Origin of the sequence: Brevundimonas sp. NPDC090276 (assembly GCF_044772165.1) — a bacterium.
Classification (GTDB): Bacteria; Pseudomonadota; Alphaproteobacteria; order Caulobacterales; family Caulobacteraceae; genus Brevundimonas.
The window spans coordinates 306,675-327,997 of sequence record NZ_JBIVYK010000001.1 but is presented as its reverse complement, the minus strand read 5'-3'; the positions used below and the strand labels follow the sequence as shown (position 1 = coordinate 327,997).

General features: G+C 68.1%; 21 protein-coding genes. 9 read left to right on the top strand and 12 right to left on the bottom strand.

Annotated features, from left to right (window positions below):
• Positions 1–23: 23 nt before the first annotated feature.
• Together ACIQTU_RS01555 and ACIQTU_RS01550 are read left to right on the top strand one after the other, a co-directional pair.
• Positions 24–977: an alpha/beta fold hydrolase gene (locus tag ACIQTU_RS01555; protein ID WP_400541308.1), complete on the top strand. Its 954-nt coding sequence runs from the start codon at positions 24–26 to the stop codon at positions 975–977.
• An 86-nt stretch (positions 978–1,063) separates the two neighbouring features.
• On the top strand, positions 1,064–3,142 hold the full coding sequence (locus ACIQTU_RS01550; RefSeq protein WP_400541305.1) for a transglycosylase domain-containing protein: 2,079 nt from the start codon (positions 1,064–1,066) through the stop codon (positions 3,140–3,142).
• Positions 3,143–3,151: 9 nt separating this feature from the next.
• Here the strand turns inward: ACIQTU_RS01550 and ACIQTU_RS01545 are convergent, their stop codons facing one another.
• The 3 genes from ACIQTU_RS01545 to ACIQTU_RS01535 form a co-directional block, all read right to left on the bottom strand.
• The gene (locus tag ACIQTU_RS01545; protein WP_400541302.1) at positions 3,152–3,865 is read right to left on the bottom strand and encodes a M48 family metallopeptidase; all 714 of its coding nucleotides are present in this window, start codon (positions 3,863–3,865) and stop codon (positions 3,152–3,154) included.
• Positions 3,831–5,111: a polyhydroxyalkanoate depolymerase gene (locus ACIQTU_RS01540; RefSeq protein WP_400541299.1), complete on the bottom strand. Its 1,281-nt coding sequence runs from the start codon at positions 5,109–5,111 to the stop codon at positions 3,831–3,833. The genes ACIQTU_RS01545 and ACIQTU_RS01540 overlap by 35 nt, the downstream gene beginning before the upstream one ends.
• Positions 5,112–5,221: 110 nt before the next feature.
• The gene (locus tag ACIQTU_RS01535; protein WP_400541296.1) at positions 5,222–5,842 is read right to left on the bottom strand and encodes an SCO family protein; all 621 of its coding nucleotides are present in this window, start codon (positions 5,840–5,842) and stop codon (positions 5,222–5,224) included.
• 64 nt (positions 5,843–5,906) lie between these two features.
• Between ACIQTU_RS01535 and ACIQTU_RS01530 the strand changes: the two genes are divergently transcribed.
• Together ACIQTU_RS01530 and ACIQTU_RS01525 are read left to right on the top strand one after the other, a co-directional pair.
• Positions 5,907–7,418: an ActS/PrrB/RegB family redox-sensitive histidine kinase gene (locus ACIQTU_RS01530; RefSeq protein ID WP_400541293.1), complete on the top strand. Its 1,512-nt coding sequence runs from the start codon at positions 5,907–5,909 to the stop codon at positions 7,416–7,418.
• A gap of 69 nt (positions 7,419–7,487) precedes the next feature.
• The gene (locus tag ACIQTU_RS01525; protein ID WP_400541290.1) at positions 7,488–8,042 is read left to right on the top strand and encodes an ActR/PrrA/RegA family redox response regulator transcription factor; all 555 of its coding nucleotides are present in this window, start codon (positions 7,488–7,490) and stop codon (positions 8,040–8,042) included.
• Positions 8,043–8,102: 60 nt separating this feature from the next.
• On the opposite strand, the gene mmcB is transcribed toward ACIQTU_RS01525, so the two are convergent.
• The 3 genes from mmcB to thpR are packed head-to-tail and all read right to left on the bottom strand — an operon-like array spanning position 8,103 to position 9,678.
• Positions 8,103–8,549, bottom strand: coding sequence for a DNA repair putative endonuclease MmcB (gene mmcB, locus ACIQTU_RS01520; protein ID WP_400541287.1), 447 nt, complete (start codon positions 8,547–8,549; stop codon positions 8,103–8,105).
• 26 nt (positions 8,550–8,575) lie between these two features.
• Positions 8,576–9,142 carry a GNAT family N-acetyltransferase gene (locus ACIQTU_RS01515; protein WP_400541284.1) on the bottom strand — a complete coding sequence of 189 codons (567 nt, stop codon included), beginning with the start codon at positions 9,140–9,142 and terminating at the stop codon, positions 8,576–8,578.
• Positions 9,139–9,678 carry an RNA 2',3'-cyclic phosphodiesterase gene (gene thpR / locus ACIQTU_RS01510; RefSeq protein WP_400541281.1) on the bottom strand — a complete coding sequence of 180 codons (540 nt, stop codon included), beginning with the start codon at positions 9,676–9,678 and terminating at the stop codon, positions 9,139–9,141. The genes ACIQTU_RS01515 and thpR overlap by 4 nt, the downstream gene beginning before the upstream one ends.
• 125 nt (positions 9,679–9,803) lie before the next feature.
• Between thpR and ACIQTU_RS01505 the strand changes: the two genes are divergently transcribed.
• A complete protein-coding gene (locus tag ACIQTU_RS01505; RefSeq protein ID WP_400541278.1) occupies positions 9,804–10,553 on the top strand; it encodes a Bax inhibitor-1/YccA family protein in 750 nt (249 codons plus the stop codon).
• 117 nt (positions 10,554–10,670) lie between these two features.
• Here ACIQTU_RS01505 and ACIQTU_RS01500 read toward each other — a convergent pair whose 3' ends face one another.
• Entirely contained in the window at positions 10,671–11,009 is a 339-nt protein-coding gene (locus tag ACIQTU_RS01500) for a DUF2794 domain-containing protein (protein WP_400541275.1), read from the bottom strand.
• A 133-nt stretch (positions 11,010–11,142) separates the two neighbouring features.
• Here ACIQTU_RS01500 and ACIQTU_RS01495 point away from each other — a divergent pair, with 133 nt between their 5' ends.
• From ACIQTU_RS01495 to ACIQTU_RS01485, 3 genes are all read left to right on the top strand, one after another.
• A complete protein-coding gene (locus ACIQTU_RS01495) occupies positions 11,143–11,940 on the top strand; it encodes an enoyl-ACP reductase (RefSeq protein ID WP_162200520.1) in 798 nt (265 codons plus the stop codon).
• Between the two features lie 93 nt (positions 11,941–12,033).
• Positions 12,034–13,206: a benzoate/H(+) symporter BenE family transporter gene (locus tag ACIQTU_RS01490; protein ID WP_400541272.1), complete on the top strand. Its 1,173-nt coding sequence runs from the start codon at positions 12,034–12,036 to the stop codon at positions 13,204–13,206.
• 89 nt (positions 13,207–13,295) lie between these two features.
• Positions 13,296–13,469, top strand: a complete 174-nt coding sequence (locus tag ACIQTU_RS01485; protein ID WP_114817138.1) for a DUF1508 domain-containing protein — start codon at positions 13,296–13,298, stop codon at positions 13,467–13,469.
• Positions 13,470–13,514: 45 nt separating this feature from the next.
• Here the strand turns inward: ACIQTU_RS01485 and ACIQTU_RS01480 are convergent, their stop codons facing one another.
• From ACIQTU_RS01480 to ffh, 4 genes are all read right to left on the bottom strand, one after another.
• A complete protein-coding gene (locus ACIQTU_RS01480) occupies positions 13,515–14,219 on the bottom strand; it encodes a glutathione binding-like protein (protein WP_400541268.1) in 705 nt (234 codons plus the stop codon).
• Between the two features lie 81 nt (positions 14,220–14,300).
• Complete coding sequence (rimM, locus tag ACIQTU_RS01475) at positions 14,301–14,834, bottom strand: ribosome maturation factor RimM (RefSeq protein ID WP_400543720.1); 534 nt, start codon at positions 14,832–14,834, stop codon at positions 14,301–14,303.
• A 105-nt stretch (positions 14,835–14,939) separates the two neighbouring features.
• Positions 14,940–15,470, bottom strand: a complete 531-nt coding sequence (gene rpsP / locus ACIQTU_RS01470; RefSeq protein ID WP_400541265.1) for a 30S ribosomal protein S16 — start codon at positions 15,468–15,470, stop codon at positions 14,940–14,942.
• A 27-nt stretch (positions 15,471–15,497) separates the two neighbouring features.
• Positions 15,498–17,045 (bottom strand): signal recognition particle protein, encoded by a 1,548-nt coding sequence (gene ffh / locus ACIQTU_RS01465; RefSeq protein ID WP_400541262.1) that lies wholly within the window; start codon positions 17,043–17,045, stop codon positions 15,498–15,500.
• A 383-nt stretch (positions 17,046–17,428) separates the two neighbouring features.
• Here ffh and ppc point away from each other — a divergent pair, with 383 nt between their 5' ends.
• Entirely contained in the window at positions 17,429–20,125 is a 2,697-nt protein-coding gene (gene ppc, locus ACIQTU_RS01460) for a phosphoenolpyruvate carboxylase (protein WP_400541260.1), read from the top strand.
• Here ppc and ACIQTU_RS01455 read toward each other — a convergent pair whose 3' ends face one another.
• Positions 20,126–21,091, bottom strand: a complete 966-nt coding sequence (locus ACIQTU_RS01455) for a magnesium and cobalt transport protein CorA (RefSeq protein ID WP_400541257.1) — start codon at positions 21,089–21,091, stop codon at positions 20,126–20,128.
• Positions 21,092–21,323 lie beyond the last annotated feature (232 nt).

The following is a 21,323-nucleotide window of genomic DNA, read 5'->3' as shown; positions in this document are numbered from 1 at the left end:
GTCAAAATCCGGGAGAGACGCCTTTGATCCGCACCGCCTCCATTTTCGCTTCCGGGGCCGCCGCCCTTCTGCTGGCCGCCGCCCAGCCCGCCCTGGCCCAGGACGGCCATGTGAACCACGCCGAGGGCCACGCCGCTCATGGCCATGCCCACGCCGCCTTCGCCTCGGACCGCCTGCACGTTCGCGTCGACGGCCCTGAAGGCGCACCTGACCTGATCCTCATCCCCGGCCTGTCGTCCTCGCCCGAGATCTGGCAGGGCGTGGTCGATCATCTGGGGGACCGCTACCGTGTCCACCGCATCCATGTTCAAGGCTTCGCCGGCGCCCCGGCCGAAGGCAATGCGAGCGGCCCGGTCGCCGCCCCGGTGGCCGAGGAGATCGCCCGCTACATTCGTGAACAGGGCCTGCGAAAACCCGCCGTCGTCGGCCACTCCATGGGCGGCACCATGGGCATGATGCTGGCCGCCCGGCATCCCGATCTGGTCGGCAAGCTGATGGTCGTGGACATGATCCCCTTCATGGGCGCCATGTTCGGCCCGCCCGGAACCACGGCCGAGAGCATCGCCCCCGTCGCCGATCAGGTCTTCACCGCCCAGTCGACCGCGCCCCGCGACCAGTATCTGATCCAGGCCAAGGCCTCGGTTACCGGCATGATCAAGACCGAAGCCGCGCGCCCCGGCCCGCTGGGTGATGTCGAAACCAGCGACCAGCAGGTCTCGGCCGCCGCCTTCCGCGAACTGATCCTCACCGATCTGCGCCCGGAACTGGGCAAGATCACCGCCCCGACCGAGGTCCTCTATGTGAAGTTCAACGACCCGCGCATGACCGACGCCATCACCGACACCATCTATCAGATGTCGTTCGCCAACCTGCCGGGCGCCAAGCTGAAGCGCATCGACGACAGCGCCCACTTCATCATGCTGGACCAGCCGACGGCCTTCTACGGCGATCTGGACGCCTTTCTTTCGGCGAAATAAGTCCTCACGCTCCTGTGATTAGAGACGACGGCGTTTTCTGCGGCGGCGTGACCCGCTAGGGTCGCCTCGCTGCAAGAGGGACTTTCATGGCGCGTAAAGACGGCGGACCGGACCGCAATGAGCAGGGCGGCGGCAAGAAGCCGCGCCGGTCCTTCCTCGGCAACCTCTTTTACTGGGGCGCGGTGCTGGCCGTCTGGGGCCTGATCTTCGCGGTCGTCTTCTTCGCCGTCTTCGCGCGCGACCTGCCCGACACTTCGACCCTGTATGATGTCGAGCGCCAGCCCTCGATCACCTATCTGGACCGTTCCGGCGCCCTGATCGCGGTTCGCGGCACCCAGATGGCCCCGCCGGTCGATCTGGACGCTTTGCCCGACTATGTCCCCGCCGCCTTCGTGGCCATCGAGGACCGCCGCTTCTATCACCACCCCGGCTTCGACCCCATCGGCATGAGCCGGGCCATGGCGCTGAACCTCAAGGCCGGGCGCGTGGTCCAGGGCGGTTCGACCATCACCCAGCAGCTGGCGAAGAACCTGTTCCTGACGCCCGATCAGAACATGAAGCGCAAGGTCCAGGAGCTGATGCTGGCCGTCTGGCTGGAGATGAAGTTCACCAAGAAAGAGATCCTCGCCCTCTATCTGAACCGCGTCTATTTCGGCGCCGGTGCCTATGGCATCGAGGCGGCCTCGCAGCGCTATTTCGACAAGAGCGCCGACAAGCTGACGGTCGGCGAATCCGCCCTGCTGGCCGGCCTGCTCAAGGCCCCGTCGCGCTATTCGCCGGTGTCCGAGAGCGAGCGCGCCGCCACCCGCGCCACCGTGGTCCTCAATGAAATGGTCGAGGCCGGCGTCATCACCCCGGCCCAGCGCGACGCCGCCGTGGCCGAGCCGGTCCGCGTCTCGCGCACCCTGGCCAGCCAGCACGCCCAGTACTTCATCGACTGGCTGGACAAGCAGATCCGCGGCCTGGTCGGCGAGCCCACCGAGGACATGGTGGTCGAGACCACCCTGGACCTGACCCTGCAGACCGACGCCGAGCGCGCCGTGCGCCGCATCCTCGACCGCGACAAGGGCCGGGGCGTCGAACAGGCGGCTCTGGTGGCGCTGGACGGCGAAGGCCGGGTCCGCGCCATGATCGGCGGCGCCTCCTACGCCGACAGCCAGTTCAACCGCGCGACCGACGCCCGCCGTCAGGCCGGCTCGGCGTGGAAGCCCTTCGTCTATCTGGCGGCGGTCGAGGCCGGTTACACGCCGGCGACCCCCGTCGTGGACCAGCCCGTGACCATCGGCGGCTGGTCGCCGAAGAACTACTCGGGCAATTTCTCGGGTCAGATGACCCTGGCCCAGGCCGTGGCCCAGTCGACCAATACGGTCGCCGCCTATGTCGCCGATCAGGTCGGACGCGACGCCGTGGCCCGCGCCGCGCGCCGCCTCGGCATCACCAGCGAGATCGGCCTGCAGCCCTCCATGGCGCTCGGCGCCGTCGAGGTCAGCCCGCTGGAGATGGCCCAGGCCTATGACGCCTTCGCCAACGGCGGCAAGCGGGTCGAGGCCTATGGCATCAGTCGCATCCGCACCCCCTCGGGCCGCGTCATCTACAGCCACGGCACGGGCGAGAACGGTCAGGCCATCAACAACCCGCCGCTCTACTACATGAACCAGATGCTGCGCGGGGTGATCACCTCGGGCAGCGGGCGCTCCGCCGCCATCGGCGGGCGCGACATCGCCGGCAAGACCGGCACCACCTCGGACTACAAGGACGCCTGGTTCGTCGGCTACACCGGCGGCTTCGTCGCCGCCGTCTGGGTCGGCAAGGACGACAACAAGGCCATGCGCGGCGTGACCGGCGGCTCCTCGCCCGCCGCCATCTGGCGCGGCTTCATGGAGGCCGCCCTGCCCAAGCTGGCGGTCCAGCCCATTCCCAACGGCCCGCCCCTGCCCGAAGGCTGGGTCGCGCCCGATCCCGTCGGCGACATGATGGGTCAGGTTCAGGACCCCTACGCCCAACCCACGGACGGCGAACCCGGCCCGGCCATCGTCGACGGCCAGCCGGTCCCGACGCCCGCGCCCCTGCCCAATGATCAGCCGGTCGTCCGCCCCACCTCGCCCCAGCCGTCGGCCAAGGAGGCCCCGCGCAGCGAGAAGAAGCCCGAGGCCGTCTTCTTCTAGAGGGTAACCTCAGCGCCCCACGGCGTGCAGCGCCGCGCCGTGGTCGCGCAGCCACTGACGATAGGGCCGATGGTCGCCGACCAGGCGATGCACCACCGCCCAGTAGGCCGGGCTGTGGTCGGCGTGGACCAGGTGGGCGACCTCGTGCGCGGCCAGGTAGTCGGCCACCTCGGGCGGGGCCATGATCACGCGCCACGAATAGCGGATCGACCGGTTGTGCGGGCTGCATGAACCCCAGCGCGAGCGGGTGTCGACGATCGACACCTTTACCGGCTTTTGTCCGAGTGACTTCAGGTGAACCTCGGTGCGGGCGAGCAGAAACTCTCGCGCGGCCCGCTTGAACCAGTTCTCGACCCGGCGCGAAAAGGCCTCGCCCTCGCCGCCCGAACGGATCACCGGCCCGTCCGTCGTCTCGACCAGACGCGCTGCGCCCGCCCCGCCGACCGCTTCCAGCCGCACGGTTCGGCCCAGCCAGGACACCGCGCCGCCGGGTTCAAGCGGCCTTCCCGCGACCCGCGCCGCCAGCCGGTCGGCGATCCATCCGGACCTGGTGCGGGCGAAGGCCACGACCTCGCCCAGACGCCGTTCAGAGGGCGCCACGGCCACGGCCTCGCCGGCGCGGGCGTCGATGCGGATCGACAGCCGTCGCGCACGAGGGTTCACCGACAGGCGAAGGGCGCCCCCGCCCTCAAGCGGCAGCCGCTGGCCGTTCCGGTACTGCACTCAGGGACTCGTTCTGGGCGATGAAGTCGCGCACGCGCGGATAGATCTCGTCGCGGAAGCGGCGGCCGTTGAAGACGCCGTAGTGGCCCACGCCGGGCTGGACATAGAGCAGGCGGCGGTCATCAGGGATATGGGGCGTCAGACCGTGCGCGGCCTGGGTCTGGCCCACGCCCGAGATATCGTCCTTCTCGCCCTCGACCGTGGCCAGGCCGATGTCGGTAATCGCCGTCAGATCGACCGTCTGTCCGCGATGTTCCAGCAGGCCGCGCGCCAGCAGGTGCTGCTGGAAGACGATGTCGATGGTCTGGAGATAGAACTCTTCGGTCAGGTCCAGCACCGACAGGTATTCGTCGTAGAACTGCTCGTGCTTCTCGACGCCGTCGCCGTCGCCGTCGACGAGGCTCTCGAAATAGCGGCGGTGGGCGTCGATGTGCTTGTCCTCGTTCATCGACATGAAGCTGTAGAGCTGGACAAAGCCCGGATAGACCCTTCGTCCAAACCCTGGATAGGGCCAGGGCACAGTGTGGATCATGTTCGACTTGAACCAGGTGAAAGGCTTTTCCTCGGCCAGTTGGTTGGTCACCGTCGGCGACAACCGGGCGTCGATGGGCGAGCCCATGAAGGTCATGGAGGCGGGCCGGTTGGGGTCCTTCTCGGCAGCCATGACGGCGCAGGCCGCCAGCACCGGCGGTCCCGGCTGACAGACGCCGACGACGTGGGCGCGCGGGCCGATGGCCGTCAGCATGGCGCGGACGTGGTCGATGTAGTCGTTGAAGTCGAAGCGGCCTTCCAGCACCGGCACCTGGCGGGCGTTCTCCCAGTCGCTGACATAGACGTCGTGGTCCTGAAGGAAGCCCTCGACCGTGCCGCGCAGCAGGGTGGCGTAGTGACCCGACAGGGGCGCCACGATCAGGACGGCCGGCGCATCAACGGGCTTGCCCGCCTTCTTCAGATCGCCCGCGTCGCGCTGGAAGCGCACCAGCCTGCACCAGGGCGAGGACCAGACGACCTGCTCGGTCGTGCGCACCGCGTGGCCGTCGATGTCGAGGGTCTCAAGCCCCCAGGCGGGCTTTCCATAGCGGCGAGTCAGACTCTCGAACACCTCGGCCGAGGCGTAGGCGGTGCGGCCAATGGCCGTGTCCGAGACCGGATTGAAGGGCGACGTCCAGAACTGACGGGCCATCTGGGCCCCGATCCGGAACGGCGTCGCTGAATGATAGGCAAGCTCGTGAAATGCGTAGAGCATGAAACCCCGACTGCGGCCCCCGCCGATGCGGCAGTGCAGCATAGAAGCTTTCCGGACGCAAAGAAGCCCGCGGCGCCCCCAATCAGGGAAAGGTGATCAGCGAAAGGTGATCAGCCCCGCTCCATCGCCCGTTCGATCAGCTTGGCGGTCTTGTCCGGACCCAGGTCGTGGGCCACGGCGCTGCGGAACTGGCCGTCCGGCCCCATCAGATAAACGGTCAGGCTGTGGTTCATCGTATAGCCCTCACCCTCGCCGACCTTCTGGTAGAAGGCGCGATATTCTTTCGCCACCTGGGCCGTCTGCTCGGGCGTACCGGTCAGACCGATGACGCCGGTGGGGAAGCCGTCCGACGACAGATAGTCCTTCAGCAGCTTGGGCGTGTCGCGCTCGGGGTCGATGCTGATGAAGACGATCTGCAGGTCCCTGGCCTTGTCGCCCATGCGTTCCTGCACCGCGTTCAGCACGCCCAGCGTCGTCGGGCAGTAGTCAGGACAGTAGGTGAAGCCGAAGAAGACCAGGGTCCACTTGTCCTTCAGGATCGACTGGTCGACCACCTGTCCGTTTTGATTGGTCAGGGTGAAGGGACCGCCGACCGTGGGCTGGCCCGTGCCCGTTTCCGCAACCTGGGCCGACTGCTCGCGTCCCTTGACCACGACCATGGTGATCAGGCCCAGGGCCAGGGCGATGACCGCACAGGCGGCGGCGAACAGAATGACGGGACGACGCGGCATCGACTTCTCCTCAGGGCCCGGCGACGGGTGTGCAGCCGCCAGCGTCGCGGTCTATAGAAGAGGCGTGAGCAGCACAGAAGCCCCCACCCTGTCGCAGGCCGTCAAGGTCGCCGCCGGTCCTTCCGGTTCGATGGAGGCCCTGCGCGAGCGGCCCCGGCGCGGGCGCGGCCTGTCGCTGCGGACCCTGATCGTGCTGCGCTGGCTGGCCGTCTTCGGCCAGACCTGCGCCATCCTGACCGCCTATTTCGCCCTGCACTTCCCCCTGCCTTTGTGGGAATGCCTGCTGACCATCGGCGCCGGGGTGGTGATGAACCTGGCCACCATGGCGCGGGCGCGGCGCATCGACGGCAGCCTGCCCAACGGCCCGCAGACGGCGGCCCAGCTGGGCTTCGACATCCTGCAACTGGCCACCCTGCTGGCCCTGACCGGCGGCCTCGACAACCCCTTCTGTCTGCTGCTGGTCGCGCCGGTGACCATTGCGGCGGCCTCCCTGCCCTCGCGTCAGGCCCTGGTGCTGGGGGTCATGGCCCTGATCGCCCTGGCCGTCCTCTTCTCCTGGTCCCTGCCCCTGCCGTGGCGCCTGCATGAGCATCTGGTCCTGCCGCCCCTCTATCGCTTCGGCATGGGTCTGGCCCTCGCCACCGGCGTCCTCTTCACCTCCGGCTACGCCTGGAAGGTGGCCGCCGACGCCGAGAAGCTGGAGCTGGCCCTGGCCACCACCCAGGACGTGCTGCAACGCGAGCAGAGGCTGGCGGCGCTCGGCGGTCTGGCCGCCGCCGCCGCGCATGAGCTGGGCACCCCGCTGGCGACCATCCAGGTGGTGGCCAAGGAGTTGCTGCGCGCCTCGCCGCCCGGCAGCCCGACCGCCGAAGACGCGGCCCTGATGCTGCAACAGGCGGAGCGCTGCCGCGACATCCTGAAACAGCTGTCGGCCCAGCCCGAGGATGGCGACCCCCTCTACGCCGACGTCGACCTGAAAGCCCTGCTGGAAGAGGTGGTCGAGCCGCATCGGGGCTTTGATCTGGACTTCCAGACTGCGGTGAAGGCCCCGCCCGGCCAGCCCCTGCCGCGTGTCCACCGCCTACCCGAGGTCATCCACGGTCTGTCGACCCTGATCGAGAACGCCGCCGACTTCGCCAACAGCCGGGTGCGGGTGACGGCCATCGTCGACGCCGGCTGGATCGAGATCGACATCGTCGACGACGGCCCCGGCTTCGCCTCCGAAATCCTGCCGCGACTGGGCGAGCCCTATGTCACCAGCCGCCCCCAGGCCAAGGCGCGCCGGGCGCTCGCGGCCCAGATCGCCGCCGCCTCGAACGCCCCGCGCAAGGCGGGCCGCAAGGCCGCCGCCCCGCCGCCGATCACCGCCCCCATCGCCCCCAGCCAGGGCGGCATGGGGCTGGGCTTCTTCATCGCCCGCACCCTGCTGGAACGCAGCGGCGGCAAGGTCTCGGTCGGATCCGGCGACGGCGAGAAGGGCCAGCCCAGGGGCGCGCGCGTCACCGTCCGTTGGCCGCGACAGGCGCTGGAAGTCGCCGATCCCGCCCTGGAACCCCACGCCGCAGATGGAACCTGATGTCGCAGTCGGGAGCTAAAACCTTGACCATGCGGCGCAGACGCACGACCTGAGCATCAGGAGAACCGAATGTCCGAACTCGAAGCCCGCATCGCCACCCTGGCCGACAAGACCCTGCTGTTGCTCGACGACGACGCGGCGCTGCGCACGCGGATGGGCCGGGCGCTGGAAGCGCGCGGCTTCGACGTCACCCTGGCCGGTTCCGTGGCCGAGGCCGGCGACGCCCTGCGCGTCTCCGTCCCCGCCTTCGCCGTGCTGGACATGCGGCTGGAGGACGGCAACGGCCTGAAGGTGGTCGAAGCCATCCGTGAGCGCCGCGAGGATGCCCGCATCGTCATGCTGACCGGCTATGGCGCCATCGCCACGGCGGTCGCGGCGGTCAAGGCCGGCGCCGTCGACTATATGCAGAAGCCCGCCGATGCCGACGACGTGGTCAAGGCCCTGCTCTCGGTCGGCGAAGCCCCCGAACCGCCGGAAAACCCGATGAGCGCCGACCGGGTGCGTTGGGAGCATATCCAGCGCGTCTATGAGCTGTGCGACCACAATGTCTCGGAAACCGCCCGTCGCCTGGGCATGCATCGCCGGACCCTGCAGCGCATCCTGGCGAAAAGAGCGCCGAAATAGGCTTCGCCGATTTGGTCTTTGCTGGGGCCTATCGCGCTTCGCGCTGCTTGAGGCCCGCGTCTAGTCCCGCATCATCCTGAGCGCGCCCAGCCTTGCAAACGCCAGGGTCAGCGCCTTCCTGCGCGCCGGGGCCAGCGGCGTGACGGCGGCCTCGCGCACCACCGCCCCGCCGAAGCCGTCGGCGACGATCAGACCGGGCTCGTCCGGCAGCACGTCTTGCGGAAACTCCGGCGCGACGGCGAAGTAGAAGGCGTCGCAGAAGGGCCCGTACTCCTGCCATTTGCGGTCGACGCGATAGTCGTCGATCCCCGACTTCACCTCGCAGATGACCACGTCGCCCTTGGGCCCCAGGGCCATGACGTCGGCGCGCCGCCCATTGGGCAGGCAGACCTCCAGCAGCGGCGCATAGCCCAGGTCCCGCATCAGCCGCGCCGCTCCGCGCGTCACCGACAGCGTCGTCTCCGGGCGACTGAAGACCAGTTCGAGATGGAGCGAAGCGGCGGCCATGCCGCCTTTATGTTCCGCCTATGTTCCTATCGCAAGCGCAGCCGGTTGGTGCGCCATTCATCGCGCGTCTGGCCCCACAGATTGACGACGTGATCCTGGAAGGGCGGCGGGATCCGGCCAAGCCCGCGATTGCGCGACCCCAGCCGCTCAGCCACCTTTTCCGAGGCGCGATTTTCGGGGTCGATGCAGTGGATGATATCGGGCCAGTCCAGCACGTCGAAGGCGTAGTCCATGGTCGCGACGGCGGCCTCGACAGCATAGCCCTTGCCCGTGGCGTCGCGGTGCAGGCTCCAGCCCACCTCGCGGCCGGGCCAGTCATAGGGATGCAGAGGGCCGATGCGGCCCATCCAGTTTCCGGTGGCCTTCTCGATCAGCGAGAACATGCCCTCGCCCTGCAGGGCCCACATGCCGGCGACCGCGGCCATGCCGCGCCAGACCTCATGCTTCGACTGCACCCCGCCGATGAAGCGGGTCGTTTCAGCGTCGCTCATGAAGTCGGCCCAGCGGGGAAAATCATCGTGGGTCGGCGGGCGCAGGAACAGGCGCTCGGTCTCCAGGGTGGGGCCCAGCGGCGAGGTCGGACGTTCGATCACAACAGATACTCCCGCTCGAGGCTGTAGACGCTGCCGTCCCCGGTCAGGACGCTGGAATAGAGGCCGAAGCGGTCCACCCGGATGGGCGGCGATTTCAACAGGTTATGGCCAGTGATCCAGGCCCCGATGCGGTCCGGGTTCGCCTGGGGCTTCAGATAGGCCAGGGTGACGTGGGGCCGGTATTCCCGCTTCTCCGGCGGCACGCCCGCCCGCTCGCCCGCCGAGCGACAGCGCCCGGCCAGGACGTTCAGCGACTCCGACCTTTCCAGCCCGGCCCAAAGGGTATGGGTACGGTGCGCGTCGCCGAAGGCCCCGACGCCGTTCAGCGTGATTTCGAAAGCCCCGCCGCCCTCGGCCCGGCTCAGCTCAGAGGCCAGGTCGTCAGCGGTCCGTTCGGACGCCTCGCCATAGAAGGCCAGGGTGACGTGCAGGGCGTCCAGCGGTCGCCAGCGCGCGCCGGGCAGGCCGGATTGACGGCGTTGAAGCGTCTCGGCGACGTCTTCCGGGATCGAAATGGCGGTGAACAGGCGCAGCATGCGACCCTTGGTAGCGGGCGGAACGCGCGTCCGGAAGACGGGTTTTCCTTGCAAGGCGGGCCGTCCGTCCCGATATTTCCCGTCAAGGTCGGCATTTGCCGTCCACTCAGGAGACTTCTTTCGCGATGAGCGACTTCAACAACGGTTATGCGCGCCCGCTTCCGCAGTCGGCGGACATGTCCGTCGACGCCGGTCTGCGCGCCTTCATGCTCGGCGTCTACAACAAGCTGGCTCTCGGCCTCGTGGTCGCCGGCGCCCTCGCCTATGTCACCGGCAATGTGCCCGCCGTGCAGCAACTGCTGTTCGCCCGCACCGATGACGGCCGCATCGGCCTGACCCTGCTGGGGATGATCATCCAGTTCTCGCCGCTGGTCATGCTGTTCGGCTCGATGTTCTTCATGAAGAACCCGACGGCCAAGGGCGTGAACATGCTCTACTGGGCCGTGGTGTCGACCATCGGCGCCGGTCTGGGCATTCTGTTCCTGCGCTACACCGGCGGCTCGCTGGCTTCGACCTTCTTCGTCACGGCGGCCGCCTTCGGCGGTCTCAGCCTGGTCGGCTACACGACCAAGAAGGACCTGACGGCCATGGGCAGCTTCCTGATCATGGGCGTGATCGGCCTGGTCATCGCCTCGATCGTCAACATCTTCATGCAGTCGGGTACGATGTACCTGATCATCTCGGGCCTCGGCGTGCTGATCTTCTCGGGTCTGATCGCCTATGACACCCAGCGCCTGAAGATGACCTACTACGCGCTCGGCGGTAATCAGGAAGCCATGGGCGTGGCTACAGGCTTCGGCGCCCTGAGCCTGTTCATCAACTTCATCAACCTGTTCCAGTTCCTGCTGGCCTTCATGGGCGGCAGCCGGGAATAAAGGCCTCAAGAGCGCGCAAGCGCGATAGGCTCAAGAAATGAAGGCCCCGGCGGAAACGTCGGGGCCTTTTCTTTGGCAACGCCACAACTCCATCCCCGAACGGAGTCGGGGAAGCCCCTACTCCACCACGCTGAACTTGCGGCTGTCGAACACGCGCAGCACCTGGGCCAGGTCGCGCCCGCGTTTCAGCACATGGCCGCCCTCGCCGATCACGGCCCACTGGCCCTGCTTCAGACGCAGCGCCGGGCGCTTCTCGATCCGATAGAGCGGCGCGTCGCCCGAGCGGCGGAAGACGGCGAACTCGGCCACCTCCTTGTGGCCGATCATGGCGTAGTCGCGCCATTCCCCGGCGGCGACCATGCGGCCATAGACCCGCAGCATCAGCCCCAGCTCCTGCCGATCAAAGAAGACCGGACCGGGCTGCGCGGCGTCGGAACTGTACGGATCGAGGCTCATTGTTTTCCAACTTAGGAGGCTCCGCGCCGAACGCCAGCGGCGCCGCGACTTGTCACCCGCTCGCCACGCGTCCAAAAGGCGGGTCAAGTTCAGATACGGAGACGAACCCATGGCGACGAGCGAAGGCTGGGATATGCCCACCGGCGACCTGATGAAGGGCAAGAAGGGCCTGATCATGGGGGTGGCCAACTCCAGTTCCATCGCCTGGGGCATCGCCTCGCAGCTGGCCGCCCAGGGCGCCGAACTGGCCTTCACCTACCTCGGCGAGGGTCTTGAGCGCCGCGTGCGCCCCCTGGCCGAAAGCGTCGGCGCCAAGCTGCTGATCCAGGCCGACGTCACCGACGACGCCTCGATGGACGCCGCCTTCGCCGAGCTGGAAAAGGAATTCGGCACAATCGACTTCGTCGTCCATTCGGTGGCCTTCGCCAACAAGGACGAGCTGAAGGGCTCCTTCGTCGACAACACCACCCGCGACAGCTTCCTGCTGGCCATGAACATCTCGGCCTTCAGCTTCGTCGACGTGGCCAAGCGTTCGGCCAGGCTGATGCCCAACGGCGGCTCGATGATCACCCTGACCTATCTCGGGTCAGAACGCGTCATCCCCAACTACAACACCATGGGCGTGGCCAAGGCCGCCCTGGAAGCCGCGACCCGCTACATCGCGCGCGACCTGGGTCCGAAGAACATCCGCGTCAACGCCATCTCGGCGGGCGCGATGCGCACCCTGTCGCTGGCCGGCATCTCGGGCGGGCGCGGCCTGCACTCCAAGTCGGCGCAGTTCTCGCTGATCAAGGAAGAGACCTCAATGGAAGGCGTCGCCGGCGCCGCCCTGTGGCTGTGCTCGGACCTGGGCCGCTCGACCACGGGCGAAGTCGTCCACGTCGACGCCGGCTTCCACGCCGTCGGCCTGCCGGACGACATGGAGGGCTGATCTCTCCGGGCTCAGAACAAGATCAAGGGCCGCCGGGCGCACCGGCGGCCCTTTTTGCTTTCAGGGTGCCGTCGCCCAGCCTAGCCTGACCATATGAGTTCGTCGCGCCTGCCGCCCCCCGCCAGCTTCTCCGCCGCCGCCGTGGCGACCGTCATCGGTTTCGGCGGCACGGTGGCCCTGATCGTTCAGGCGGGTCAGACGCTGGGCGCCTCGCCCGCGCAGATCATCTCCATGGTTACGGCGCTGTGCCTCGGCATCGGCCTGCCGGGCGCGGTGTTGAGCTGGCGGCTGAAGATACCGGTCGTCCTGGCCTGGTCGACGCCGGGCGCGGCCCTGCTGGCGGCCTCGACGCTCGGCCTCGGCTGGTCCACCGCCGTCGGGGCCTTCGTCATCGCCGGCCTGCTGATGGTGCTGACCGGCCTGGTCCCGGCCCTGGGGCGGCTGGCTGAGCGCATCCCGGCAGCCGTCGCCTCGGCCATGCTGGCCGGGGTGCTGCTGCCCTTCTGTCTGAAGCTGTTTCTGGTCTTCCCGAGCGACATGGGGCTGGCGGCGGGCCTGCTGGCCGTCTTCCTGATCATGCGACGGGTCGCCGCCGCCTGGGCCCTGCCGGCGGTTCTGGTCGCGGCCTTCGCGGTTCTGGCCCTGCGCGGTCAGGTCGGCCTGCCCGCCGGGACCGGCCTGTTCGGCGAGTTGTCGCCGGTCATGCCCGCCTTTGACTGGAAGGCGGCGATCAGCCTGGCCCTGCCCCTCTATCTGGTGACCCTGGCCTCGCAGAACCTGCCCGGTCTGGTGGTGCTGCGGGCCGCAGGCTACGCGCCGCCCGCCGGCAAGCTGATCTTCTGGGGCGGGCTGACCAGCACGGTCCTGGCCCCCTTCGGCGCCCACGGCGTCAACCTGGCCGCCATCACGGCCGCCATCTGCACCGGTCCCGAGGCCCATCCCGATCAGGAGCGACGCTGGACCGTCGGCGTCATCTACGGCCTGATCTATCTGATTGTGGCCCTGTTCGCGGCGCCGCTGGCGGGCCTGTTCATCGCCATGCCGACGGGGGCGCTGGCGGTGATCACCGGCCTGGCCCTGATCGCGCCGCTGACGGGCTCCCTGACCGGCATGATGAGCGTGGTCGAGGATCGCGAGGCGGCGGTGCTGACCTTCGCCGCCACGGCGTCGGGCGTGGCCCTGTTCGGGGTCGGCTCGGCGTTCTGGGGGCTGGCGGTCGGCTTCGTCGCCCTGGCGGCGCGCCGCTGGATCAAGACCCGCGCCTGAACTGGTTTTACATTCACGCCCTTCCGTCCCCAGCGGGACTGTGAGAGCCTGCCCCCCGGCCGACTGGCGGCCGTCTGAGCGAGGCGATCATGGCGCACAAGTTCGAAGTCTATCAGGACAAGGCCGGCGAGTTCCGCGTCCGGTTCAAGTACAACTCCGAGATCATCTTCTCGACCGAAGGCTATTCCGACAAGTCGGGCGCCAAGCGCGCGATCGAGTCGATCAAGAAGCACGTCGGCGACGCCCCGACCGAAGAAGTCTGAGTTTCGCGGGGGCGCGGCCCTTTCACCCGCCCCCGCACCCTCGCCTTAAGGCCGCGCCGGGATGGTCAGACCCCGCTGCACCGCCGGCCGCGCCAGACCCCGCTCCAGCCAGGCGGCTACGTACGGGAAGTCGGCAAACCCGACCAGATCGCCCGCCTCATAGAAGCCGATCAGGTTGCGCACCCAGCCCAGGCTGGCGATGTCGGCGATGGTGTAGTCCTCGCCCATGATCCAGTCCCTGCCTTCCAAACGCCCTTCCAGCACCCCCAGCAGACGTCGGGACTCGGCGACGTAGCGGTCGCGCGGACGCTTGTCCTCATACTCGCGCCCGGCGAACTTGTGGAAGAAGCCGACCTGGCCGAACATCGGGCCGATTGAGGCCATCTGGAAGAAGACCCACTGCAGGGTCTCGTAGCGCGCCGCCGGATCGGCCGGCAGGAAGCGCCCGGTCTTCTCGGCCAGATAGACCAGGATGGCGCCGGATTCGAACAGGGGCAGGGGTTTGCCGCCGGGACCGTCGGGATCGATGATGGCCGGGATCTTGCCGTTGGGGTTCAGCGACAGATAGTCGGGCGTCCAGGTCTCGTTCTTGCCGATGTCCACCAGATGCGGCTCATAGGCCAGACCCAGCTCCTCCAGCAGGATGGAGATCTTCACGCCATTCGGCGTCGGCAGGGAATAGAGCTGCAGCCGGTCGGGATGGGCCGGCGGATACTGGCGGGTGATCGGGAAGGCGGACAGGTCGGCCATGGGGCGCTCCGGGCGGGTTGAACCTCCCATGTTGGAAGCCTTCCCCTCCGCCGCAATAGCCACCGCGTCGGTGGCGGTCGGTCAGGCCTCGTCGCGCTCGTCCACCTCGGTCGGGCGCACGATGCGAAGCCAGCCCTCGGTGATGTGCAGGTCCGGCGCGGCCTCGCGGGTGAAGGGCAGGTACCAGGTCGGACCGCCTTCCTTCGGGCTGATCTCCAGCATGTCCGAGGCGCCGAAATTCTGCACAGACTTGACCGTGCCGACGACGGCGTCGTCCAGATCACGGGCCTGCAGACCGACCAGATCGGTCAGATAGAACTCGTCCTCGTCCGGCTCGGGCAGGCGGTCGCGCGGCACGAACAGCTTTTGCCCGCGCATGGCGTCGGCCTGTTCCTTGGTGGCGATCTCCTTGACCCGGGCCACCACGCCCGCCTTGTCCGGCCGCGCCGAGAGCAGGGTCAGGGCCGGGGTTCCGTCCGCCTTCAGCAGGGGCTGATAGGTCATCAGGGCCATGGGGTCGGCGGTGAAGGCGGTGATGCGCACCTCGCCCTTCACGCCGAAGGCGCCGCCGATCTGGGCGACGAGGATCATCTTGTTTTCGTCGCTCATCGACAGGCTCCGTTTCGCAATTCCATGCGCCAGATAGCAGAAAAGCAGCGCCCGGGATCGGACGCTGCTTTCCATTTCCGCATCCCGGCCGAAACCGGGAAACCGAAGGGTTTAGCCCTCGGCGTTTTCTTCGGCGGCCGGAGCTTCTTCAGCAGCGGCTTCGACCGGGGCTTCTTCAGCAGCCGGAGCGTTCTTGGCGGCTTCAGCAGCAGCGGCCGCTTCCTCCTTGGCGCGGGCGGCGGCTTCGGCAGCCTCGACCTTGGCGGCGGCTTCGGCTTCCAGACGGTCGGCTTCGCGCTGGGCGCGTTCGGCGGCGCGTTCCTGGGCCTTCTTGCCCGGCGTGCCCTTGTTCGGGTTGTTCGACTGGGTCCACTTGACCTTGCCGACCAGAACTTCGTCTTGCGACTGGCTGATGAAGCGGGCGACGCGGTCGGTCGGCTGGGCGCCCTTGCCCAGCCACTCGGCGATGCGGTCGGCCTTCAGGGTGACGCGCGGCTGGGCGCTGTCCTTGGGCAGCATGGGGTTGTACGAACCCACGCGCTCCAGGAACTTGCCGTCGCGCGGAGCGTGCGAGTCAGCAACGACGATGTAGTAGTAGGGACGCTTCTTGGCGCCGCCGCGGGCCAGACGAATCTTCAGCATTTTCAGTCTCTTTCTAGAAAATCGAAATCAGTTCTTTTTCGGGAAGCCCGGCAGGCCCGGAAGGCCCCCCGGAAGTTGTCCGCCGCCCAGTCCGGCGAGCCGGTCCTGAATGGCTTTCATTTCGTCGGCGCTGGGTTCGGCCATCTTGCCGCCGCCCAGAGCCTTGAGGCGGGCCATGTCGGGGCCGCCCATGCCGGGAAGGCCCGGCATGCCGCCGCCGCCTCCGCCGAGACCGCCCATCATGGCGGCCATCTTCTGCAGGTTCTTGCCGCCGCCCTTGGACAGGGACTTGACCATGTCGGCCATCTGCCGGTGCTGTTTCAGCAGGCGGTTGATGTCCTGGACCTCGACGCCGGCGCCGGCGGCGACGCGCTTCTTGCGGCTGGCGTTGAGCAGGTCGGGCTTCTTGCGCTCGGCCTTGGTCATGGAGCTGATGATGGCTTCCTGACGGGCGATCATCTTGTCGTTGACATTGCTGTCGGCCATCTGGGCCTTCAGCTTGGCCACGCCGGGCAGCATGCCCATGATGCCCTGAAGCCCGCCCATCTTCTTCATCTGCTGCAGCTGGGCGGCCAGATCGTCCAGATCAAACTGACCCTTGGCCAGTTTGCGGGCCATCTTCTCGGCCTTGGCCTGGTCCAGCTCGGTCGCGGCCTTTTCGACCAGGGCGACGATGTCGCCCTGACCCAGGATGCGGCCGGCGACGCGGCGGGCGTCGAAGACGTCGAGGGCGTCGACCTTTTCACCGGCGCCCAGATACTTGATCGGCAGGCCCGTGACGGCGCGCATCGACAGCATGGCGCCGCCGCGACCGTCGCCGTCAGCGCGGGTCAGCACCAGACCGGTCAACGGCAGACGCTCGTGGAAGGCGGCGGCGGTGCGAACCGCGTCCTGACCCGTCAGGCTGTCGGCGACCAGCAGGGTCTCGACCGGTTTGGCGATCGAGGCGACCTCGGCCACCTCGTTCATCAGGGCTTCGTCCAGCGTGATGCGGCCGGCGGTGTCGAGGATCAGGACGTCGAAGCCCTGCAGCTTGGCCGACTGAAGCGCGCGGCGGGTGATCTGGACCGCGCTCTCGCCCGCCACGATGGGCAAGGTCGCGACCTCGATCTGCTGACCCAGGGTCGCCAACTGCTCCATGGCCGCCGGACGACGCGTGTCCAGCGAGGCCATCATGACCTTCTTGCGGTCGAACTTGGTCAGACGCAGCGCCAGCTTGGCCGAGGTCGTGGTCTTGCCCGAGCCCTGCAGGCCGGCCATCAGGATCACGGCGGGCGGCGTGGCGTTGGTGTTCAGCGGAACCGGCTCTTCGCCGCCCAGCATCTCGACCAGACCGTCATAAACGATCTTGACCACCTGATCGGCCGGCTTGACCGAACGGATGACCTCTTCGCCGGTCGCCTGTTCCTTCGCGCGGCTGATGAAGTCCTTGACCACCGGCAGGGCGACGTCGGCCTCGAGCAGGGCGACGCGGACTTCGCGCAGCGCTTCCTCGACATCCTTTTCGGACAGGGCGCCGCGGCCGGTGATCCGGTCGAATACGCCTGTCAGCCGCTCGTTCAGAGCCTCGAACATTCAAAACCTTTCATGCGCGAACCCTGACCTCCATAGAGAAACGGCCTCTGGCGACGATCACGTCGGCAGAGGGTCCTCGCCATCCTCGTTCTTTTTTGGGGCTATCGGCCGGTCAGCCTACTTGAGCCCGAAGGGACTGTGCTCAAGTAGCGCTCAGCGCGGTAGCACGACCAAGAAAGCTGTCGTGATGGAGGAGGCGCAGGTTCAATTGCGCCGGAAGCGGCGGCTTATGCCTCATCGGCAAGCCAGAGTCGATAGTTTGTTGAAAGCCGCTCGACACATGCCAACCACACAAAGGGTTTCAGCGTTGTGCATGGGGCTGGCCGGTTCGGATTCCGCTGATACGGTTCCGCTTCCAGCCCCCCCCGCTGAAGGACAATGCGATGATCCAGGCCGCCGACGACCGACTGCGCGACGAGGTTCGCCTGCTGGGCGCCCTGCTCGGCGAGGTGATCCGCGACGAGGGCGGTCAGGAACTCTACGACCGGATCGAGGCGGTGCGTCAGGCCTCCGTGGCCTATCACCGCGACCCGGCCTCGCACGACGCCGACGAACTGGAAGGTCTGCTGAAGGACCTGTCGCTGGATCAGGCCATCGGCCTGACTCACGGCTTCGCCGCCTTCTCCTTGCTGGCCAATGTCGCCGAGGACCGGGCAGGCAAACGCCGCGCCCGCGAACAGGCCGAGGCCGGCGAACGCGCCGATACGCCCGAGGGCGCGCTGAAGCGGCTGGATGCGGCAGGGGTGGACCGGGCGGCGGTGCGCGACCTGCTGAGCCAGGCCCTGATCTCACCCGTCCTGACCGCTCACCCTTCCGAGGTGCGCAGGAAGAGCGTCATCGACCGCATCGCCGCCGTCGGCGCCCTGCTGGACAGCTGCGACCGCGACGGGATCGCCTGTTCGCCGACGGCGCTGAAGGCCGGTCTGCGGCGTCAGATCGTCATCCTCTGGGCCACACGCCTGACGCGGGCCTCAGGACTGGTGGTTCAGGACGAGATCAACACCGTCACCGACTGGCTGCAGCGCATCTTCCTGCACGTCGCCCCGGCCCAGCTGGCCGAGTGGCGCGCCCTGCTGGACGCGCCCGACCTGCCGCCCTTCCTGCGCATCGGCACCTGGGTCGGCGGCGACCGCGACGGCAATCCCAATGTCGACGCCACGGTGATGAGCGCCGCCTTCCGCACCCAGACGCGCGCCGTGCTTCGCTTCTATCTGGAGGAGACGAACGGGCTCGGCGAAGAGCTCAGTCTGTCCGCAGACCTGACCACCGTCACGCCCGAGCTGGCGGCTCTGGCAGCGACCTCGGGCGACGCCTCGATCCAGCGCGCGGACGAGCCCTATCGCCGGGCGCTGAGCCAGATCTACGCCCGACTGTCGGCGACCCATCTGGCCCTGACCGGCGGCCCCGCCCCCCTGCCGGCGTCGTTCGAGGCCCCGGTCTATGAAGGCCCTGACGCCTTCCGCGCCGATCTGGCCGTGCTGCATGACAGCCTGATCCGCACCCACGGCGCCGTCTTCGCCGATGACCGGCTGGCGCGGCTGATCACGGCGGCCGACGTCTTCGGCTTCCACATGGCGACCCTGGACCTGCGCCAGAACTCCGACGTGCACGAAAGGGTCGTGGCCGACCTGCTGAAGGTCGCCGACGTCTGTCCCGACTACGCCGCCCTGAACGAGGAGGCGCGCCTGACCCTGCTGGCCCGCGAGCTGGCCAATCCCCGCCCATTGTTCTCGCCCTACGCCGACTATGCCCCCGAGACCCTGAAGGAGCGCGCCATCCTGCAGGCGGCGGCGAGTGCTTTGGCCGCCTTCGGCCCCCAGGCCATCCGCACCCATATCGTCTCCAAGACCGATGCGGCCTCGGACATGCTGGAGGTCTATCTGCTGCTCAAGGAGGTCGGCCTCTACGACCCCGCCGATCCCGCCGCCTGCCCCATCCAGGCCGCCCCCCTGTTCGAGACCATCGACGACCTGCGCGCCTCGCAGCCGACGCTGGAACGGGTGCTGGCCGAGCCCTCGGCCCGCGCCGTGGCGACCGCGCGCGGGGTGCAGGAGGTGATGATCGGCTATTCGGACAGCAACAAGGACGGCTCCTACCTGACCTCGGGCTGGGAACTGCACGAGGCCTCGCGCGCCCTGCTGGAGGTGACCCGCGCGGCGGGGGTGCGGCTGCAACTGTTCCATGGTCGCGGCGGCGCCGTGGGGCGCGGCGGCGGCTCATCCTTCTCGGCGGTGCTGGGCCAGCCGGCGGGCACCGTCGCGGGCCGCATCCGCGTCACCGAACAGGGCGAGGTCATCGCCAACAAATACGGCGAGCCCGAAGTGGCGCAGCGCAACCTCGACGCCCTGACCTGCGGCGCCCTGCTGGCCTCGCTGGGGCCGCAGACCGACAGCGGCTACAGCGCCGAACACGGCGCCACGGCGGCACGCCTGTCGGCGGCCTCGATGAAGGCCTATCGCGCCCTGGTCTATGAGACGCCCGGCTTCGTCGACTATTTCCGCGCCGCCACCCCCATCGCCGAGATCGCCGACCTGAAGATCGGCTCACGCCCGGCCAGCCGCTCGACCTCGACCGCCATCGAGGACCTGCGCGCCATTCCCTGGGTGTTCAGTTGGTCGCAGTCGCGGGTCATGCTGCCCGGCTGGTTCGGCTTCGGCTCGGCGGTCCAGGGCGAGGACACGGACGAACTGCGCGACATGGCCGCCGCCTGGCCCTTCTTCCGCACCGTGGTCCAGAACATGGAGATGGTGATGGCCAAGGCCGACATGGCCATCGCGCGGCGCTACGCCGGGCTGGTCCCCGACACGGCCCTGGCCGAGCGCATCTACGGCGCCATCCTTGAGGAGTGGCGGCGCACCAAGGCTGCCGTCCTGTCGATCACCGGCCACGACGACCTGCTGGGCGGCCAGCCAGAACTGGACCGGCTGATCCGTCAGCGCATGCCCTATGTCGAGCCGCTGAACCACGTCCAGATCGAGCTGATCCGCCGCCGCCGCGCCGGCGACGACGACCCGCGCGTGAGCAACGGCATCCTTCTGGCCATCAACGGCGTGGCGGCGGGCCTCCGAAACAGCGGCTGATCACAGCCACCTGGTCCGCTTGAAGGTGACGTAAAGGCCCAGGCAGATGGCGACGATCAGCCCCATCACAGCCGGATAGCCGTAGACCCAGCGCAGCTCCGGCATGTGGTCGAAATTCATGCCGTAGATGCCGGCCACCGCCGTCGGCGTCGCCAGGATGGCGGCCCAGGCGGCCAGCTTGCGGGTGATGACGCCCTGACGCTGTTGCTCCAGCAGGTTAGAGACTTCGAACACCGACGACAGGATGTCGCGCAGCGCCGCCGCCCGGCTGGAGACCCGCCGCACATGGTCGGCCACGTCGCGGAAATAGGGACGGACCTCGCGGTCGATGCAGGGCAGGTCCAGCGACTGTAGCTTGACCGCCACCTCCTCCATCGGGCCCAGCACCCGGCTGAACTTGAGCAGTTCGCGGCGCAGCTGGAACAGGCGCTTGATGTCGGCGCGTGACAGGAAGCTGTCCAGCGCCCGCTGCTCCATCTCCAGCACGCTGTCCTCGATCTCATCGACGATGGGCACATAGCCGTCGACGATGAAGTCCAGCACCCCGTGCAGAATGAAGTCGGCGCCGTGCCGCAGCTGCAGCGGGGAGGCTTCCAGCTGGGCGCGCAGCTGGGTGTGCGCCCGGGCCGAGCCATGGCGGATGGTGATGACGTAGCGCGGCCCGACGAAGACGTGAGTCTCGCCGTAGAGGATGGCGTCATCCACTGCCTGGGCCGTGCGGGCGACGATGAAGAGCTCGGAGCCATAGACCTCGATCTTGGGCATCTGGTGCGCCGACAGCGCATCCTCGACGGCCAGGGGGTGCAGACGAAAGCGCCGCACCAGTCCCTCGAACTCCTCGTCCGTCGGTTCGTAGAGGCCGATCCACAGGTACTCGCCCGGCTTGAGCCGCAGCCCCGCGTCGGTCAGCGGCGCCTCACGCACGCGCTTGCCGTCCTTGTAGACATAGGAGGCGACGACCGACATCCGAACCTCATTCCTGTTGGGCCGCGGTCAGAAGGCTCCGCCTTCTCGACCCGACGCAGACTTCATTCTTGTTGGGCCGCGGTCAGAAGGCTCCGCCTTCTCGACCCGACGCGACCCGCGACACAGCCAAGGCTTACGCCACATCGCGCTCGAAGCCAAAGGACTGGATCCCGGCCTCCGCCAGGATGAGCGGGAAAGAAAAAGGCCCGGCGGATCGCTCCACCGGGCCCTC

Coding starts and splice junctions, on each gene's coding strand:
- ffh (WP_400541262.1), bottom strand. CDS start 17,045: ATGTTCGAGGCTCTGAACGAGCGGCTGACAGGCGTATTCGACCGGATC.
- ACIQTU_RS01500 (WP_400541275.1), bottom strand. CDS start 11,009: ATGAGCCTCGATCCGTACAGTTCCGACGCCGCGCAGCCCGGTCCGGTC.
- rpsP (WP_400541265.1), bottom strand. CDS start 15,470: ATGCTGAAGATTCGTCTGGCCCGCGGCGGCGCCAAGAAGCGTCCCTAC.
- ACIQTU_RS01525 (WP_400541290.1), top strand. CDS start 7,488: ATGTCCGAACTCGAAGCCCGCATCGCCACCCTGGCCGACAAGACCCTG.
- ACIQTU_RS01485 (WP_114817138.1), top strand. CDS start 13,296: ATGGCGCACAAGTTCGAAGTCTATCAGGACAAGGCCGGCGAGTTCCGC.
- ACIQTU_RS01505 (WP_400541278.1), top strand. CDS start 9,804: ATGAGCGACTTCAACAACGGTTATGCGCGCCCGCTTCCGCAGTCGGCG.
- ACIQTU_RS01540 (WP_400541299.1), bottom strand. CDS start 5,111: ATGCTCTACGCATTTCACGAGCTTGCCTATCATTCAGCGACGCCGTTC.
- ACIQTU_RS01495 (WP_162200520.1), top strand. CDS start 11,143: ATGCCCACCGGCGACCTGATGAAGGGCAAGAAGGGCCTGATCATGGGG.
- ACIQTU_RS01455 (WP_400541257.1), bottom strand. CDS start 21,091: ATGTCGGTCGTCGCCTCCTATGTCTACAAGGACGGCAAGCGCGTGCGT.
- ACIQTU_RS01480 (WP_400541268.1), bottom strand. CDS start 14,219: ATGGCCGACCTGTCCGCCTTCCCGATCACCCGCCAGTATCCGCCGGCC.
- ppc (WP_400541260.1), top strand. CDS start 17,429: ATGATCCAGGCCGCCGACGACCGACTGCGCGACGAGGTTCGCCTGCTG.
- mmcB (WP_400541287.1), bottom strand. CDS start 8,549: ATGGCCGCCGCTTCGCTCCATCTCGAACTGGTCTTCAGTCGCCCGGAG.
- ACIQTU_RS01490 (WP_400541272.1), top strand. CDS start 12,034: ATGAGTTCGTCGCGCCTGCCGCCCCCCGCCAGCTTCTCCGCCGCCGCC.
- thpR (WP_400541281.1), bottom strand. CDS start 9,678: ATGCTGCGCCTGTTCACCGCCATTTCGATCCCGGAAGACGTCGCCGAG.
- ACIQTU_RS01535 (WP_400541296.1), bottom strand. CDS start 5,842: ATGCCGCGTCGTCCCGTCATTCTGTTCGCCGCCGCCTGTGCGGTCATC.
- ACIQTU_RS01550 (WP_400541305.1), top strand. CDS start 1,064: ATGGCGCGTAAAGACGGCGGACCGGACCGCAATGAGCAGGGCGGCGGC.